The sequence below is a fragment of the Paenibacillus sp. OV219 genome (genome assembly GCF_900110075.1).
Taxonomy (GTDB): Bacteria; Bacillota; Bacilli; order Paenibacillales; family Paenibacillaceae; genus Paenibacillus_Z.
On record NZ_FOCJ01000001.1, the window covers coordinates 456,511 to 471,659 of the forward strand.

Annotated in this window: 12 protein-coding genes; 7 read left to right on the plus strand and 5 right to left on the minus strand. The window is 49.4% G+C overall.

Annotated elements, in window-relative coordinates; all coding sequences use genetic code 11:
• Positions 1-31 precede the first annotated feature (31 nt).
• The 4 genes from BMY11_RS01850 to BMY11_RS01870 all read left to right on the plus strand — a co-directional run bounded on the left by BMY11_RS01850 (position 32) and on the right by BMY11_RS01870 (position 6,410).
• Positions 32-2,122: a response regulator gene (locus BMY11_RS01850; protein ID WP_090572766.1), complete on the plus strand. Its 2,091-nt coding sequence runs from the start codon at positions 32-34 to the stop codon at positions 2,120-2,122.
• A 239-nt stretch (positions 2,123-2,361) separates the two neighbouring features.
• Positions 2,362-2,727, plus strand: a complete 366-nt coding sequence (locus tag BMY11_RS01860) for a GGDEF domain-containing protein (protein WP_090572768.1) — start codon at positions 2,362-2,364, stop codon at positions 2,725-2,727.
• A gap of 177 nt (positions 2,728-2,904) precedes the next feature.
• Positions 2,905-4,350, plus strand: a complete 1,446-nt coding sequence (locus tag BMY11_RS01865) for a diguanylate cyclase domain-containing protein (RefSeq protein WP_177182459.1) — start codon at positions 2,905-2,907, stop codon at positions 4,348-4,350.
• A 167-nt stretch (positions 4,351-4,517) separates the two neighbouring features.
• Positions 4,518-6,410: a methyl-accepting chemotaxis protein gene (locus BMY11_RS01870; protein ID WP_090572770.1), complete on the plus strand. Its 1,893-nt coding sequence runs from the start codon at positions 4,518-4,520 to the stop codon at positions 6,408-6,410.
• A gap of 54 nt (positions 6,411-6,464) precedes the next feature.
• Here the strand turns inward: BMY11_RS01870 and BMY11_RS01875 are convergent, their stop codons facing one another.
• Together BMY11_RS01875 and BMY11_RS01880 are read right to left on the minus strand one after the other, a co-directional pair.
• Positions 6,465-7,562 (minus strand): ATP-binding protein, encoded by a 1,098-nt coding sequence (locus tag BMY11_RS01875; RefSeq protein WP_090572771.1) that lies wholly within the window; start codon positions 7,560-7,562, stop codon positions 6,465-6,467.
• A gap of 153 nt (positions 7,563-7,715) precedes the next feature.
• On the minus strand, positions 7,716-8,003 hold the full coding sequence (locus BMY11_RS01880; RefSeq protein ID WP_090572772.1) for an Mpo1-like protein: 288 nt from the start codon (positions 8,001-8,003) through the stop codon (positions 7,716-7,718).
• A 131-nt stretch (positions 8,004-8,134) separates the two neighbouring features.
• Between BMY11_RS01880 and BMY11_RS01885 the strand changes: the two genes are divergently transcribed.
• On the plus strand, positions 8,135-8,794 hold the full coding sequence (locus tag BMY11_RS01885) for an NAD-dependent epimerase/dehydratase family protein (RefSeq protein WP_090572773.1): 660 nt from the start codon (positions 8,135-8,137) through the stop codon (positions 8,792-8,794).
• 40 nt (positions 8,795-8,834) lie between these two features.
• Here the strand turns inward: BMY11_RS01885 and BMY11_RS01890 are convergent, their stop codons facing one another.
• From BMY11_RS01890 to BMY11_RS01900, 3 genes are read right to left on the minus strand one after another with little or no spacing between them, the layout of a single operon-like run.
• The gene (locus BMY11_RS01890) at positions 8,835-9,959 is read right to left on the minus strand and encodes a Ger(x)C family spore germination protein (protein ID WP_090572774.1); all 1,125 of its coding nucleotides are present in this window, start codon (positions 9,957-9,959) and stop codon (positions 8,835-8,837) included.
• Positions 9,952-11,046 (minus strand): GerAB/ArcD/ProY family transporter, encoded by a 1,095-nt coding sequence (locus BMY11_RS01895; RefSeq protein ID WP_090572775.1) that lies wholly within the window; start codon positions 11,044-11,046, stop codon positions 9,952-9,954. The genes BMY11_RS01890 and BMY11_RS01895 overlap by 8 nt, the downstream gene beginning before the upstream one ends.
• Positions 11,043-12,476 carry a spore germination protein gene (locus BMY11_RS01900; protein WP_090572776.1) on the minus strand — a complete coding sequence of 478 codons (1,434 nt, stop codon included), beginning with the start codon at positions 12,474-12,476 and terminating at the stop codon, positions 11,043-11,045. The genes BMY11_RS01895 and BMY11_RS01900 overlap by 4 nt, the downstream gene beginning before the upstream one ends.
• Positions 12,477-12,635: 159 nt before the next feature.
• On the opposite strand from BMY11_RS01900, the gene BMY11_RS01905 reads away from it, so the two are divergent.
• On the plus strand, positions 12,636-13,430 hold the full coding sequence (locus BMY11_RS01905) for a phospholipase D-like domain-containing protein (protein WP_143069196.1): 795 nt from the start codon (positions 12,636-12,638) through the stop codon (positions 13,428-13,430).
• Positions 13,431-14,016: 586 nt separating this feature from the next.
• On the plus strand, positions 14,017-15,132 hold the full coding sequence (locus BMY11_RS01910) for a slipin family protein (RefSeq protein ID WP_090572777.1): 1,116 nt from the start codon (positions 14,017-14,019) through the stop codon (positions 15,130-15,132).
• Positions 15,133-15,149 lie beyond the last annotated feature (17 nt).

Below are 15,149 nucleotides of genomic sequence, written 5' to 3' on the forward strand. Positions count from 1 at the left end.
AATGACTTTGCACAGATGAGGAGGCTAAATTGTGATTAAAGACTTCGCGCTCAGTCTGTTTCTATTAACCTTCTTTCTCTTTTTTCTAACAAGGTTCTTCTATTGGTTTCGTACTGATATAGAGCTGGATACAAGGAAAAAGCTGATTCTTGGCGTGGTATGCGGCCTGCTCGGTATTCTGCTGATGTACAACGGGATCGCTTATAACGGTTTCGTATTTGATGTGCGATCGGTTGCGCTGCTCCTTGCCGTCTCGTTCGGAGGGCTGAACTCCAGCTTAACTGCATTAGTTATTATCAGCATTCCGCGTGTGATGATGGATATCTCTTCACTGCCAAGGGTTCTGATGGTCGGACTTCTGATCTGCTTGGCCAGCTCCTACTTCTACGCGAGAACGAAAGGGCATTGGAGCCGATGGCTGCTCATTACGATAACCAATAGTTTGATACTGGGTGTATTTTCTAGTATGTATCATATGCCCTTCTATCACTATACTCTTCCTTATAGCGCTGCGAACATCATTGCCACGATCGTCGTAGCGGGCTATCAAGAGTTTCTGCTGCGTACATTTAACCTCATGTCCGGCATGAATAAGCTGCGCAAGGATATGGTTGAGTTGCTGCGCATGCAGCCGGGACTTACTTTCAAGTACATTCGCCTGAGCGATGGAAGCTTCTTACATACGATGGCGGAAGGGCTGTTCTTTGAGTCGGTTCAACAGACGCATGACTTCTTGCTTGAGAAGCCATTCACGCCAGCGATGATGAGGCCGAATACCGTTATGTATTATGAGCAGGCTTGGGCCGGTGAAGAAGCGCTCTTCCAGAGCGAGCTGATGAACCGCGATATTATGGTGTTTCTGAAGCCGGTCAGGTCGGAGCAAGGTATCGTTGTTGAAGTCATCGGCACGTTCATCGATATCACGGAGAAGGTGATCGCAGAGCGGGATGCGGCCCAGAACGAGCGGCGCCGCCTAGAGGCGGATGCGGCAAGCGAAGCGAAGACGCGATTCCTTGCGAAGATGAGTCATGAGATCCGAACGCCTCTGAACGGGATTGTCGGACTCTCTCAGCTGCTCCAGAAAACAAGCTTAACGAGTCAACAATCCGGTTACTTGAAGGGGATGCAGTCATCATCACGGATATTGATGGGCATCATCAATGATATCTTGGACTTCTCGAAAGTGGAATCTGAGAAGCTGGATCTTCATCTGGATGACTTCCGGATTCGTGCTTGGGCGGACAGGCTAACAGAGACCTTAATCGTCCTTGTCGGCAGTAAGCCAATCGATGTTCGCGTACTAATTGACGAGCATTGTCCGGCAATCGTTCAAGCCGACGAGCTGCGCTTGGAACAAATTATGCTCAATCTATGCAGCAATGCGATCAAATTCACGGCGCGGGGTCAAGTAGAAATTAAAGTCCAACTCCTTGCGATCGAAGCGGCGGGGCAAGAAGCTCGGCTTCGATTCTCCGTGCAGGATACGGGCATCGGGATGAAAGAAGAGCATCTGACGAGCTTGTTTCAACCGTTCAAACAGGGAAGTCCCGCAATTGCCCGCATGTATGGTGGTACTGGACTTGGCCTTGTCATAAGCGAGCAGCTGTTGTCACTGATGGACAGCAGCCTTCAGGTGGAGAGCGAGTATGGACAAGGCAGCCGTTTTACATTCGAGCTTACTTGCTCAATGGTGGAAGCGAGCTTGGCAGAAGTGGTCGAAGAGGCTGCAGCGGCATCGGAGGTAGCAGTCGTTCAAACCGGATATATCTTAGTCGCAGAAGATAACGAGATTAACCAAATTATTGTGAGAGAGATCCTTGAAAGTCGCAGCTTCAAGCTCGATATCGTCGCCAATGGCGTTCAGACGCTGGCGATGCTTGCGGATCGCAGCTATGATCTCATCCTGATGGATGTGCATATGCCGGAGATGGACGGAATTGAAGCGACGCTGCGGATACGTGAGCAAACCCGCTATCAGAATGTGCCGATTATCGCGGTTACAGCGAACGTGATGGAATCGGACCATCGCCGCTATTTGGCTGTCGGTATGAATGGCATCATTACGAAGCCATACGATGACACGAGGATGATTCAGATTATTACGGATCATTTGCACAAATAAAGTAAGCCTGTCATTCTTCAACGTACGGGAAGTTTAAATGATCGAATGAACACCCCTGGGTACATCTGTTGGCGCGTGCTCGGGGTGTTTGTGCGCTCTTTTGAAGAAATAGAAATAATCACGTATAAGCAGGAATTTGTCAAAAAAAAGCGGATTTTGTCGATAAATATTGCTATACTCTTAACACAGAGAGAGGTGCAGTTATACTGCTCATTTCAACCGGTTGGGGGGCATCAGCGATGAATTCATTGAAGAGCAAGTTTATTATGATCGCCTTAACGCTAGTTTTAATTCCGCTACTCATTACAAATCTATTTCAAATTTCTCGAGCTGAAGACGTGTGCGGCCGTTACGGTGGTGAAGAGTTTATTCTATTGCTGCCTGGGGTTGATGCGGATGTAGCGTATGCCGTACTTGATCGTCTGCATGAGGCGCTTAGGAAGACGCCTGTTATATCTGGTCGGCACGTTACCGTCTCTGTAGGGATTGGGGAGTATCCGGAGCATGCCCGCAACTTGAAGGCGCTGTATGCGCTCACGGATGCAGCTTTGTATCAAGCAAAGCATGAGGGGCGCAACCGCACGATACGAGTTGTTCAGAGCTAACTCATAATCCCTATAAACACGCCCATATCTGGCGTGTTTTTTAAAACCTTGGGATGCCAGAGGGAACTGGACTAACAGAAATTTAACGAAAAGCTGTCAACTTTTTTAACATGTAGCCTCTATACTGAAGCTGATCTAACTTTGTTTTGAAGATCTTTAATGAATAGGAGGTTGAAAATGGAGCCGACAAGTCATTCATCACTTTCCGATTTTGACCATCTGGTAAAGCTGAATCTCATGAGAGAGAAAATGATTCAAGGACAACGGCATATTTTGAAGCATATTCTGAGAGGCGAGCCGCTAAAGCTCGTTCTTGATCACATTATAGAAATGGTTGAAGACCTTGTACCAGGCTGGATTTGTTCCATTATGCTGCTTGATCAAGAGAAGAACTCGCTCTATGTGATTGCGAACCGCAGCCTGCCGCAGCACTACGTTGACGCGGTGAATGGCAGCTTGATTGGCGCGGCCTCTGGCTCATGTGGAACGGCTGCATACCGCAACGAGACGATCATCGTCGACGATATTGCGCGTCACCCGTTCTGGTCGAAGGAGAAAGCGATCCCGCTCGCTATCGGGCTGCGGTCCTGCTGGTCATATCCAGTGCGGTCGTCTGATCAACAGGTGCTGGGGACCTTCGCCATCTATCAGCGAGTTACTGCTTCTCCAATGGAAGATGATGAGGAAATCATCATGACGTTCACGCGTCTCATTGAGCTCGTGCTTGAACAAACGAAGCTGCGGCTGGAAAACATTCAGAATGAGCAGCGGTACAAATGCTTATTCGACAATAATACAGATGCGGTGTGCTCTTTTGATCTCGAAGGCAGCTTCCTATCGGCGAATCAAGTGACATTGGAAATGCTCGGATATACGCTCGAAGGGCTGCATTTAATGACGGGAAGAAGTTTTGTGGTGAAGGAAGACACGGAACAGGTAATGAAGCTTATTCATGGGGCACATCTAGGTAGCTCCGTTAACGGAGATATTCGGATCATGAACCGGTTCGGGAGAATCATTCCGCTCAACATGACCTTAATTCCAATTATTGTGAATGAGAAGATCGAGGGCTTATTTGGCATTGCCAAGGATTTCACCCAAATTTACGAACAGCAGGCGAAGATTCACAGGCTTGCTTATTATGATTTGTTGACGGGATTGCCGAACCGGCGGATGCTGATGGAGCGTTTATCCGAGGCGCTGACTGAGGTGAGGGCGGTAGATCGCACCGTTTCGCTTATTTATCTAGATATCGATCATTTCAAAAGCGTCAACGATCGTTATGGCCATCATGTCGGTGATGCGCTGCTGCAGCAGTTTGCGGAGCGGCTTAACCGTTGTACCTTCGAAGATGAGATTGCAGCTCGAATGGGAGGCGATGAATTTACGATTCTGTTGACTGGCGAGCGCTCAGAGACTCGTGCGGTTGCAATCGCGGAAGCGGTGCTGCTGGCCTTTGAAGAGCCGGTTCTGGCTCATGGTATCGAGCTGACGGTGACGCCAAGCATCGGTATAGCCACATCGAAGCGGGGCGGCGAAGATGTAGATACGCTCATACGTAGTGCGGATACGGCGATGTATACGGTAAAAACATCCGGTCGCCAAAATTACCATATCTATTAGTACAAACAAAGATTTCCCATGCGGCTATGCCGATGCGGGAAGTCTTTTTTTCTTTTATGGAAGCTATTATGCAAATATCTAATAAATGGCTTACATCAAATTCGGTACATTCTTAACATTTATCTCCTATTCTATGATTATGTTGAAGATGAATTGGGGGTACAAATGTGAATTCAGTAATGGGTAAAATAACTAGCTTATTTACGTTCCGCAAGCTCGGCAATCGGCTACTAAGTGTGACATTGCTTATCGTAATTGTCATAGTAGCTGCAATGTCGATCGCATTTTTCTTACCGAACTCCACGCTGTTCCGTGAACAGATTGACAAGGAATTGGCACTTACGACGAAGACCATTGCGGAGTCGTTCGATCAGGATTTGATTCAAGAGCGGACAAAGCTCGAGACGATGGCAAGATTCGCGCAGCAGTTCGGCAGCGATGCTTCCCGTCATATGGAAGCTGTTCAGGGACTGGCCGCGACGAACGCTGAATTCTCACAAGGCGTCGCATTCTCGCTCGATCTTGACGGCTCACATGCGGTATTGAATAACGGCAAACCGCTTGATCTCTCTGGGCGTACTTATATTCCAACGCTGAAAGAGGGCAAGTCGGCGATCGCGCCGCCTGCATACTCGAAGGTCGATACGTCTAGAATCATCGTTCCGCTTGCTGCGCCGCTGATGAAGGAAGGCAAAGCCTACGGCTTCTATTCCTCCTCCGTCGAGATTGCGGACGCCACGAAGATTATCCGCGATACGAAGATCGGTGATACCGGATACGCTGCGCTGCTGGACATGAACGGCAATTTCATCTATTATCCGGACGATTCTTACATCATGAAGAAGAACATCGCTGATGTTGGGGTTAGCGTACTGGCACAAGCGTTTGAGGATGCTAAAGCAATGAAGCCATCGAACTATTCCTTCAAGACAGCAGACGGTGTTAAGCAGATTGGCTATGCATATGCAACGGAAACAGGCTTTGTCGTCATGCTGGCTGTCCCGGAGAAGGAAATGACCGCGCCGATTAGCCGCATGATGACGACGACGCTCCTCATTGCGATTATTGCTTCCATTGCTGCACTCGCAGCGATTTATATTTTCTCGGTTCGCTTGGTGAAGCCGATTGTGTATATTACCGATGTCGTGAAGAAGCTAGCTACTGGCGACTTCCGGCCGCGTATTGCCGTTACGTCGAAGGATGAGCTCGGCACCCTTGCGGCTCATATGAATGAGATGCTTGATGGGCTATCCAGTATGATTGAACAAGTGTCGCGTGCTTCAGTTAACGTCTCCGCGACAGCCGATCAAATCTCGATGAGCACCGATGAGGTGGCCAAAGGCAGTGTCGATCAGGCGACGCAGGCCAGCAACATGACAGATCTGTTTGGCAGCTTGGATAGATCCATTAAGGTAGTTGCGTTCAGTGCGAAGGAAGCGAAGCAGATTTCAGAACAGACCGAGTCTATTGCGCTCGAGGGTACGAACCGAATTAATTTGACGCTTAGCCAGATGGATGAAGTGAATCGTCACATGGAGCAACTGGAGCGTGATTCGAAACAGATCGGTGAGATCATCTACGTTATTAACGAGATCGCGGAGCAAACGAATCTGCTTGCGCTAAATGCCGCAATTGAAGCGGCACGAGCAGGCGAGCAGGGCAGAGGCTTTGCCGTTGTTGCGGATGAGGTGCGTAAGCTCGCGGAGCGCAGCGGCGATGCAACGAAGCAGATCGCGGACATTATTAAAGGCATGCAGCAGAGCGCCGTGAAGAGTGTGCATGCTGTTGGGGATAGTGTCGTTCAGTTTGCGCAGACACGCGATTCGTTCGGCGAAATCGTCGGCAATGTGAACAAGACGGCGAATAAGGTCGACGAGATTTATCGGGAGAGCGAGGGACAGGCGGAGCGAGCGAATGATGTGATGTATTCCATTAGCTCGGTCGCTGCGATCAGTGAGCAGTCGGCTGCCGCTGCGGAAGAGACGGCAGCATCATCCATGGAGCTGTCCTCCATGGCGGGTCGTTTGAATAGTTCAGTGGAGCACTTTAAGTATAAATAAGTAGTGTTAATGACAATAGGCAGCTGGGCTACATACGCCCCGCTGCCTATTGTTTTATTTGAACTCCTCTATAATCGGCATATAAATGTTGAAGCTCGTACCAACACCTGCCTTGCTGTTGACCTCGATTTCTCCATTCATCCCTAGAATCAGGCTGTAGGCGACCATCATACCAAGGCCTGTACCTTTCTCCTTCGTCGTGAAGAATGGCTTGCCAACGCGCTTTAGCATCTCTTCATCCATGCCAATTCCGGAGTCCGCAATCACGATATGCGCAATGCCGTTCACTGCTCCCGTGCATTCAAGTCTCAGCTCACCTCCGCTTGGCATCGACTCAATCCCGTTCTTGATGAGATTGATTAGTGCCTGCCGAAACTTTTTGGAGCTGCCATAAATAAGAATGCCTTCGGCTTGATTCAGCAGATAGAAGCGAATATCTTGAATGGTGGAGTAAGGCACCATCATCTTCGCGATGTACGCGAGCTCGTCGTAAAGGGAGAAATTCGCTGTATCATCAATGATCGGCTTGGCGAAAGATAAATAGTCTGTAATGATGCTTGCTGCCCGGTCGAGCTCCTCCAGTGAGATTTTAATATAGTCCTTCTTCTTCTCAGACGTTAATCCAGGCGTATTGAGCAGCTGCAGAAAGCCTCGCGTAACAGAGAGCGGATTGCGGACTTCATGGGAAATGCTGGCGGCGAGCTGGCTGACGGTTGAGAGATGTTCCATCCGATTAAAGTCATAGGCTGCTGGTTCCTCGGCAAGTTGTCTCAGGTGCGCGGGTTGTTTGGAAATTGTGATATAAAATGTGAGTGCTTGAACGGCGGAATCGGCGGAATCGGCTTGCGGTACGAGCATGATGCGAAGAGGGATAGGGGCATGTCCCTTGGTCCAAAGCGGAAGCTCGAAACGCTGCGCTTCGCCGAAAGTAATGGCATGCTGGATGTGCTGATACAGGTCAGGCAAGTCTTCTTGTGCGAATAACGTATGTATGCGTTGTCCGAGAAGCGATTGTGGAGGAGGATGTGCGAATGCTTGTACGGCTGCCGGATTGGCATAGCGGATGAATGCTTCCAGATCGGTTGTTAGAATAGCCTCAGGGTGACGGTCGAATAGAATCGGATAAAGAAGTGAAGGGCTTCTTGGATTCATCTCTCACACCTCAACGTATAGTTGTCAAAGGCTGATGTATATGATTTTGTAAATAACTACCATGATCATAGCATAGAAGTCGTCTTTCGTGAACTAAATAAGCTGCAGCGTACTTGGAATGTTCCTAGCAGATTGCAGCTTATCGTGATTGTATTATTGTTTTCTGCCCTCGCTGCCCGTGAGCAGCTTCTTAACGAACCATATCGGACCGACGAGCAGGTAGATCGGATTGGAGAAGAAGGAAGGCTTCTTCCCTTCGAACGCATGCCCGATGAATTGTAAGATCCATCCGAGTACGAATAGGATGATCGCCCATTGCCAGCTGAAGATCAGCACCGGTATGGAGATAACGATCATTGGGATACCGATCGTATGTGTCAGCTTGTTCATCGGATGCTGGTGATCCTCTTTATATTTTTCCAGGAACTTGTTCTTAGCCAAGCGTGCCGCCCTCTCTTGATCTCATCATGCTGTTAACGCTACTCTATTCGACCATTTGCATCACTTTCCTCTTTCAGCTTCGATGTGCTATCGTTGTTACTATATAGGGCAGAAAGCGAGACGTGAAGATAATGAAAGTGCTGTTATTTGGTGCTACAGGCATGGTTGGCCAGAGCGTGCTGCGAGAATGTCTCTTGGATTCTGAAGTGGAGCGTGTACTCGCCGTCGGCCGTAGCAGAACAGGGAAGCAAGATCCGAAGCTTTCAGAGATCGTCCATACGAATCTTCTCGATCTGTCGGCGATTGAATCGCAGCTCTCCGGTTACGATGCATGCTTGTTCTGTCTTGGTGTCTCCTCTGCAGGGATGTCTGAGGAGAAGTATCGCTCCATTACATACGACCTCACACTCAGCGTTGCGCACATGTTAGTTCGCTTGAACCCAGGCATGACATTCATCTACGTCACGGGAAGCGGGACGGACAGCACGGAGCAGGGCCGAAGCATGTGGGCGAGAGTGAAGGGCAAGACGGAGAATGATTTGCTGAAGCTGCCTTTCAAAGCGGCGTATATGTTCAGGCCTGGCGCGATTATTCCCAAATATGGCGTCAGATCCAGGACAGGATGGTATATGTTTATCTATGCCTTTATAAGGCCTTTCGCTCCGCTGCTAGAACGTGCATTCAAGAATTCAGTCACGACATCGGATCAATTAGGCCGAGCGATGGTCAAAGTAGCCAAGCAGGGGTACTCGAAGCCGCATATCGAGAGCAGCGATATTAATCACATTTAACAGAGGAACGCAGCCCCCACCGGCTGCGTTCTTCTTATGATTACGACTCAATCATGCCGAAATCTTTGATTTGGAGCTGTAACCGGACATTTACTTTCGTCTTTGGATAGACTTGTTCCCAGTTAAGCTTCTTCCAAGCCCCATAGCTCATGCTGTTGCGAACGGCGATGCCGATCCCGAGCGAGTCGGTGCCAAGCTGCTGTAAACGCCGGACGATTCCGACCATTTCGGATTGCAGTGTCTCCTGCAGCTCGGCTATCAGCTGTTTCTTGGCTGCTTCTTTTTCCAGCTTCAGCTCACCGATATACTCCAGCATAATGCCTTCCAACTTGATCTTAAAATCGACTTCCGGCGGCGTAACGCCATTGTCTGCGCGGCGAACGGACAATTTTCTTTCGCTTATGAGCGAAGTAAGCATTGCTCTCTCCGGATGTGTTGAAGAGCTGTCCTTGATGTGAACGAGCACTTCGCCGTTCTTGAAGCTTCGAAGCAGCATGAAGAATGTGATGGATTGATCAGGATCAATATTCGAGACATACCTTTCATCTTTGAACAGCGCAATACCACTCACTTCTATCGCATCCTGCTTTAATGCAATCTGAGGCAAAATCGGGTCAATCCCGTCATCAAAATAATCGCGAATAAAATCATGGAGGGTGCCGGCTGGGAGAACATTTGCTTTCTGTTCCGTCAGCATCAACGCGCTAATCGCATCGCTGATGGATGCGATCCTTCTGTAGGGATGCATAAGGAGCTGAACCGAGCTTCCCTCTGTAATAATGAGGCGCATCCGTTCGCTGACGGAGTAATCGCGTCTATAAGAGTCCAAATGATGCATGATGCCATGCTTAGCAAGCTCTTCCCCGAACAGTAAATTTTGCAGTTGTCCGGATACGAGCTGTTGACTGACCTTGCGGTTAAGCTTCCGGCGCGCTTCTTTCGTTGACTCCGCTGTCGTCTGGATAATATTCATCTGCGTTCCTTTTGTCTGTCCCGCAATTGGAATAGCAATTGCGACATTGATTTTCATTGATGAAGCATCTTTCTCCTGATTTTGCGCGAGATCGGCAGCAGCCGATGTCACCATTCCGAGATCCTCGAGTCTCTTCTGCTCCACGCACCCTGCAAGCAGGAGCATCATACAAATAATCGCGAATTTAAGCATATTTTCTCCGTTCCTTCACCTTATGAATAAATACCAGTAGAAGCAGCAGGAGGGGCAGGCAGAAAGCGACACCGATCTCGATGGCCCCAATCTGGGATAGAAATTTCCTCGTTCGCTCCAAATTCGAAGGGAGAAGGAACATTACTAGGACGTAGATGATCATCATTACGACATAAGGCAGCTTCTGTTTCTTCGTATTTGGCCTCATTTTACTGATCGTATCAAATGCCATCCAAATAAAAATCGTCGTAATAAACAGAGCTCTGAGTAAAGTTAAGTTGAAAATAATATCGTCCAATCGCTGTGCGAACGGGGAGCGGATATTCGAGAGCATATTAAGAAGCGGATAAGACAGCTGCTTCAGCTGCCCGAAGCTGAAGAAGCCAATTGCCAGAAAGGACATGAAGCTGTAAAGTATCGTGCAGATGCCGTTGCCGATTTGAAATGCGCGGATGAGACGCGTATGTTTGTCCGAGAAGGGCATGAGGAGCAGCATAACCTCATAGCCAAGAAAAGCATAGTAGATCTCAACCATACCTTTGAATGAATGCTGTGAATTCTCAAACCAGAAGGTCGTCAGTCTGGAGAATTGAAACCCGGTACTCAAGGAGTAAGGAATCAAAGGCAGCATCCAAATGGAGAAGAAGAAGAAGAGGACGGCCGAGTTGGAAATGCCGAAGATTCCTTTACTCAGCAGGAGAAATACTAAATAGCCGAACAACAGATAGAGATAAAAAGGTGCTAAGGTTGGGAACGACAGCGAACGTAAAATTAATAAATATTCTTTGCCGACAAGCGCCCCCAGTACTCCCCATTGGACGGCTAGCAGGCAGAATAACGGGATCGTTATAAAAGAAGGCAATACTCTTCTTGCAATCGTTACGATATCGGCCCCTTTGGCATAGTGGTACACGAGTGCAAATAGTCCGATGTTAATCGCGGCGATGGATCCAAATAACGGGATAGCTGCCCAACCGTTCGTTCCGATGTTCACGGCAACTAATCGAGGAAGAGTGAATGCCGTAATCCCGTACTCCGCCGCCATGGACACATATACAATTTGGTTAAATCTGACTTTGGCACTCATTGGCTTTTCCTCCCATTGAACTTTGGATTGTTTGCAATTTCGTGGCGCACCTTGTCAACCAGCCTTATAGGGCCGCGAATGATCATATCCATCCACAGCTGCGGTTTAGGAGGTACGAACGGGTACAACTTGGAAAGGCCAAACATGTTGAGCCCGGATAGTTCGATCAATATCATGGTCAATCCGACGACTAAGCCGAAATTGCCGAAGAACCCGGCAAGAATGATGATGGCAAAGCGCAGCAATCTTATGGCAGAGCTCATCATGTAGCTTGGAATGACAAAAGAAGCGATCGCTGAGATGGAAACCGCAATAATGAGAATATTGCTCGTTATTCCGGCTTGAACGGCAGCTTGCCCGATTACGATACCGCCGACAGTGCCGATTGTCGTACCGATCTTCGTTGGCAGTCTCGCACCGGCTTCCCGAAGCAGCTCAATCGTTATTTCCATAATGATGGCTTCCATGAGCGGTGAGAATGGGACTTTGTTGCGTGATTCCATTAAGTTGGATAGCAGCTCTGGCGGAATCATCTCATAGTGGTAGGTGACGATTGTTACATATAAAGCGGTAGCTGTGAGCGTAATGAACAGTGCAATGATTCGCAGCAGCCGTATGGCCGAGCCGATGTTCCATGTCATGTAGTAATCTTCGGGAGAGGAGAAGAACTCGAAGAAGGTAGTCGGCGCGCTGAAGGCAGCCTGACTGCCATCCATGAGACCGACGACTTTGCCTTCCACAAGCTTGCTCACGATGAGATCCGGGCGGACGCTTGTAAGGAACTGCGGCATGATATGAAAGAGGCTCGGCGAGATATACTGAACAAGTGTATTCGTATCGAGCACGAGATCAGTTTGGATCGATTCGATTCTGCTTTGTATGAGCTCTACATGTTCTTTGTCAGCGACATCTTCCAGATAGAGCAGGGTCACCGAGGTCTTGGTCTTCGCTCCGACAATGAAGGAAACGCTCTTCAGACCCGGATCCTTCAAGCGGCGCCTTATTAACGATAAATTAGTGCTAAGCGACTCGGTTAACGAATCTTGCGGTCCGCTTATGACAGTTTCTGACTCACTGCTCGTGATGGCACGGGATTCCGGCTTATAAGCATCATACAAATAGGCGAGATCCTTATAAAAAATAGCGGCTTTCCCTTCAAGGATTCCTGTCGTGAGCAAGGAGGCATCCATCGTTTGTGAATACTGGGATTGTCCGAGCTTTTTCTCGATTTCGTAAGGTCCCGTATCACTGCTGCCAAATGGATTCAGCACATCGTTGTGCAGATCCGATTTGCTTGTCAGATGCCCGAAATAAACAAAGTGCAGCTGTTGAGCCGGGAAATGGTGATGGACGAGGTCCGAGCAATTCTCGAAGGATTGCAGCGTGCGCGCAAGCAGGCTTGTCTCAGTTTTACCTACGTCTCTCTTCATTTCCGATCATCCCCTTTCCTGGCTTAATCTGGTATAGTATGAAGCCAAGAGGCGACTAGTATGCAGCGAGTTGATGTAAATTGGTGCTGTCTGCATTCGTGTCTCCCGCCGAAATCGTGGTAAACTAAAACGGAAATAGAGATCCAAAGGGTGGGTAGTATGCGAATATTGAAATTTATCGTGCCGCTTGTTATTGCGCTTTGCGTCGCGGCAGGGGCAATTTATGCTTCATCGGACAGCACGTCCAAGGTGAAGGAAATGGATGCGGAGTGGGCGTTTACGCAAGCGAACCAGCAGCCGGATAAGCTGTTGATTAGCGTCATTAACGAGGCGGCCACAACGCTGGATATTGCGATCTACAGCTTGACGAAGCCGGAGATCGTCGATGCGATCAAGAAAGCGAAGAAGCGCGGCGTTGCTGTACGGATCATTACCGACCGTATCCAGTCGGCGGGCAAGTCGCAGAAGGAAGCGCTCAAGCTGCTCGGCAGCGCTGGCATCCCGCTGAAGATCAACAAGCACAGCGGCTTAATGCATTTGAAAATGACGATTGTGGACGGGAAGACGGCGACAACAGGCTCCTTCAACTATTCGAAATCGGCGAGTACCGATAACGATGAGGTGCTGATGGTGCTGCGCAGCGCCGAGGTAGCGCAATCATTCGCGCGACAATTCCAGGTCATGTGGGAGGATACCGGCGCGTTCGAGGCGATTACACCAATCATTGCCGAGGATGCCGTCGAGGTGACAGGGGACGAGGAGTCTGGCGAGCAGACTTCTGTTCCAGCCTCGCATAGTCCGCAAGACTCGTCCGGCGCCGGTGCGGCCGATGTGGTATACAAGAGCTGCGCCGAAGTTCGCAAAGCGGGTAAAGCGCCGCTGCACAAGGGCGATCCGGGCTACAACCGGAAGCTCGACGGCGACGGTGACGGCGTCGCATGTGAAGTGAAATAACAGGATAGTAGAGCAAGTGTGGCCCGCGAGTCGAATCGCGGGTCTTTTTTCTGTACAGCAGCGGCTACTCGTAATACTTTCACCATGTTCGCTGCCGCGTTCATAGGCGATAATCAAGTTGTTCCTGCGAAGAGCACTCGGCTTCCAAGGCTGGAGCTTCAACAAGGTTCCGCAGTGCGTGGCACCTGTGCCTACGTATACTGATGACCGAGCTGCGCCAGGAACTCCAATTGTGAGGGGTTCGATTCCCCACTCGCCTGCTAAGCGAACTATGGTGTAGAGTCATTTATTTCATCAGCATAAAGGAACGCTCACGCTCGCTTGCCGAGCACGATGGAGAAGTGCTTTGTAGCTCGCGGATACCGATTGCAGCGAGGCGTGCACAGACCGCCGAAAGTCGTGATTATTTATGCAGCTGCCTCTCGTTTGGGGCTAGCGAGGCATACTTTTCTCAGGTGCTTACGGCAGCAATGTGCACGGAAGCTTCTCTCTCAAGCGTTAGCTCCGTTCCTCTTCATGGGAGCGTTCCTGGCTTGATGAACCACATGAAGGATGTATTTCGATTCTCTTTAGGGAGGTTTTATAGATGTTTAGAACGATTACAATTCAGAACGACCAGCGCGGCCTGCTCTTCACGAAAGGCAGCTATACACGCTTTTTGCAGCCAGGCACTTACCGGTTCACTATGTTCAACGATGTGAAAGTCGAGTTGCTCGACGTGACGAAGCGATTCGAGGTGCCAGGCAAAGATTTGCAGCTGTTTCTGCAAGATGAGCAGTTGCGTGAAGCGCTTGAAGTCATTGATGTTCGCGACTCGGAATATGTGCTGCACTATGAGGACGGGAAGTTCGCGGGTCTCTACAAAGCGGGCAAATACGCGTTCTGGAGAGGAATTAAAGAATTCCAGACCATCCGGGTGAATCTGCTGGAGCCGGAGCTTCCTGAAGCTATTGACCGTTCGATTCTGCCTAAGCTTGGCAATACGGTTGTGCAAGGATATGATGTCGCTGCTGAGGAAGCGGGGCTGCTCTACTTCAACAATCAGCTCGCTCGCCGCCTTGAGCCAGGCAAATATTACTTCTGGCGAGGTCCCGTCGCCGTCATGGTGAAGACGGTTGATCTGCGCAGGCAGCAGCTAGATATGACAGGGCAAGAAATACTTACAGAGGATAAAGTACCATTGCGGCTTAACTTCGTATGCCACTATCAAGTGATCGATCCACTGCAGACGGTGCGAATTCGCTCGATGGAGGAACAAATTTATGTGAGCTTGCAGCTTATTTTGCGGGAGTACGTCGGCACGCTGAAGCTGGACGATCTGCTGCGCATGAAGCACGAGATCGGTGCTTTCGTGCACAAGCGGCTCTGCGAGTATCAAGGCGAATATGGCGTTCAATTTCTGTCTGCCGGGGTGAAAGATATCATATTGCCTGGAGATGTGAAGGAAATTCTGAACACGGTGCTCATTGCGGAGAAGCGGGCGCATGCGAACCTCATAACGAGAAGGGAAGAGACCGCGTCGACGCGCAGCCTGTTGAACACCGCGAAGCTGATGGATGAGAACGCGACGCTGATGCGGCTCAAGGAGCTTGAATATCTGGAGAAAATATGCGAGAAGATCGGCACGATCTCCCTTATGGGCAGCGGCGGCGGTCTGCTGGAGCAGATGAATGTGCTGCTGAAGCCGAGAAGTGAAGCGTAATGATAGGTGAACAAAAA